The organism is Candidatus Culexarchaeum yellowstonense, from assembly GCF_024707025.1.
Lineage (GTDB): Archaea > Thermoproteota > Methanomethylicia > Culexarchaeales > Culexarchaeaceae > Culexarchaeum.
In genome coordinates this window covers 1-2,763 of record NZ_JANGFQ010000210.1, presented here as the reverse complement: position 1 = coordinate 2,763, position 2,763 = coordinate 1, and the positions used below count along the sequence as shown (strand labels likewise).

The 2,763-nt window shown below is 40.2% G+C and carries 3 protein-coding genes; all 3 read right to left on the bottom strand.

Translation table 11 applies throughout. The features are described from left to right. Positions 1-1,931: DEAD/DEAH box helicase (locus tag MRT15_RS11270; RefSeq protein WP_304330314.1), on the bottom strand; the 1,931-nt coding region annotated here is incomplete at its 3' end. Next, positions 1,876-2,322: a hypothetical protein gene (locus MRT15_RS11265; protein WP_304330312.1), complete on the bottom strand. Its 447-nt coding sequence runs from the start codon at positions 2,320-2,322 to the stop codon at positions 1,876-1,878. The genes MRT15_RS11265 and MRT15_RS11270, both read right to left, overlap by 56 nt. A 15-nt stretch (positions 2,323-2,337) precedes the next feature. Next, positions 2,338-2,763: hypothetical protein (locus MRT15_RS11260; protein WP_304330311.1), on the bottom strand; the 426-nt coding region annotated here is incomplete at its 5' end.

The window sequence follows — 2,763 nt, the reverse complement described above, 5'->3', positions numbered from 1 at the left end:
ATAAATTCTATCCAAGCCTTAAACTCACTATACTGCGGTTTCCCCTTCTCAGTTGTTAATGGTATCTGTATTATATCACAAGAAGACTTATCCTTTGGCAACATATCCACCTCCAGCTCTTCGCCTATGGGCACCTTCCTCTCTATCCCAGATATCATCCATGAGAGAAGCTTTGCATAGAGTATTTCAAGTGCTGCAATATCGCTTTCAACTGTTAAGAGTAAACTGTAACTGTAAACATCCTTTTCCTGACCAAGCCTCCAAACACGACCAATCCTCTGAACTATCTTAACTGGGCTCCATGTTGGCTCATAATGGATAACAACATTGGCCACTTGCAAGTTTAACCCTTCAGAGGCAACGTCCGTTGAAATTAAGAGGTGAAGATCTCCAATTCTAAGCCACTTCTTAACATCCTCTATATCATACTTCTTCGCATGTTTACTGTATGGCGCTGGCGGTATAATTTCAAGTGAAGTTATCATCGCCATTTTATCAGCAAGATCTTTTGGAAGCCTCTTCCCAAGCTCCTTAAACAAGTATTCTGCTGTATCCCTAAACTCGGTGAAAACAACAACCTTCTCACCATTCCTCAAATGATTGAGAACCACATTTACCAGAGAATTTAATCTCGAATCCCTTTCACCTATAATGTTCCTAGCCAATTCATGCAACCTCTTCAGTTTCTCAACATCCTTCTCATCAAGGAAAATGCTACACTTATCAACAAATCTCTTCACAATTTCATCAGCATCAACAGTTTCCTCAGTTTCATCAGCATACAGACCACTATCCTCAAAGGAGTAGCCTAAAAGTGCATCGGCTATTAAACTTGCCTCATGATCAAGCTCCTCCTCCAATGCCCTTATATCCATGGTCTTTAGAAATTTTATATGCTCTGCTCTTCGCTGAAGTATTCTATCCAATGTTATTATTGCTGCCCTCGGACTTGACGAAGCCCTCTTAGCTATTAATGTCATGAGTAACGGTAAAGCCTTCGGCATTTCACCAATCATACTATAGTATTGTAGAAGTTTTGCACGTAGGAATTCTATCAGCTCCCTATGAAAAGCTTCCTCCTCATCTGAAGCCTTCACAACCCTAGCCTTAAACTTACAGTTCGTAAAAATCTTCATTTTCTCATAAATGTCATTTACATCAAGTTTCGTCCTCCTAAAAATTATTGAACCCATACATAGACTGTAGAATTTCTCATTATCCAATTCCTTTGGATCAGCCTTTATGAATGGATCTATGAGCTTAAGCCTCTCAATATAATCCTCCGGTTTACCCCTATGTGGTGTAGCTGTCAACATTATGACGTTTACGCTCGGCTCTTTAATCAACTGGCTTACCAATATAAACCTCTGAGTTTCCTCACTACCCAATTTACCAACCCTATGCGCTTCATCCACCACAACAACATCCCAAGTTACACTCAAAACCTTCTTCTTATGCTTCTCCTTCTTAATGAGGTCTATTGACGCTATATAGATTCCTTGTGGAAACTCTGAATCATAATACCTTGATATGGTATCCCTCTCCAACTGCATAATGTTTGTTAAATTGAATCTCTTAAGTTCCGTAACCCACTGTTGTATGAGAACTCTTGGCACGAGGATTAATACTCTCTTAACCCCCTCAGTTTCAAGAAGATACTTAATAAGCATTATTGCACTAATGGTTTTCCCAAGACCTATCTCATCACCTATAAGAACCCTTAACGGTTTCCTAGCAAACAATTTACCCAGCAATTCTTGCTGATGAGCAAATGGATATACTGGATCTTCAGAAGCTATACTCTCCCTCAACATGAAGAAGAATGGGTGAAATTTAAACCCTTCAACTACGGACTTAAGCAATACCTTAGCTTCATCATTTGACCCGTATTCTATATAGGGTTTTGAGGGATTTGGCAACCCTATTGACATCCCAATAACCACCCCCCTCATATGCATTAATAAATCTTGAATACCAGAAGAGAACTTCAACTTCACCCATCGAAGTCACAGTATCCAACAAAAGCCTCCCCAAGAAATCATCAACAGTCTGCCTCGCCCCACTAAATACTACAAGTCTCCTAATCTTCTCATCAACATCTTCACCACTCACTATCAAGAAATCCCCCTTATCCTCAAAATTAGCCTTAAACTTTTCCAAAGCAAGTTTAGCAGTCTCCTTACTTATCCTAGCTTCAAAAAGCGGCTTCACCCCCCTAACAGGGTGACCAAGATAAATCTTCATATTATCAACATAACGCCTATGCACCTTCCCAATTCTCTTCTTATCAAAGACTATTACGCGTTGTATCTCACCCTTCACTTCAATTCACCCAATTCACTTACACAAATACCTGATACCCTTCTCATATTCCCCAAACACCTTCCTCTCATCCTCAGTTATTTCAGGCATAACGAAATACTCTCCCTTCACTGGCTTCAATGTTATGTTTAGCGAAGCTGAAGCTTTAAGCAACTGGAACCTATTTATGACTGCCATCACCAACGTCAACAAATCATCAATAGACACATCCCTTACATTTAACACCACAGATGGCTTCCTCTCATCTTCAGTCATCATAGTTATTTCAAACTTAGCCTCAGAAATAACGGCAACCCCACCCAACCTCCTCCTCAATATATCCAGAGGCTTAACTGAAAACCTCTCCCTAATATCCATTTCCAAACCCTTAACCCTAGTCCCTGCTGGCGGTATACCTTTACCCCAAACCTCCTTACCTACAACTCTAACAAGCACTCTTGC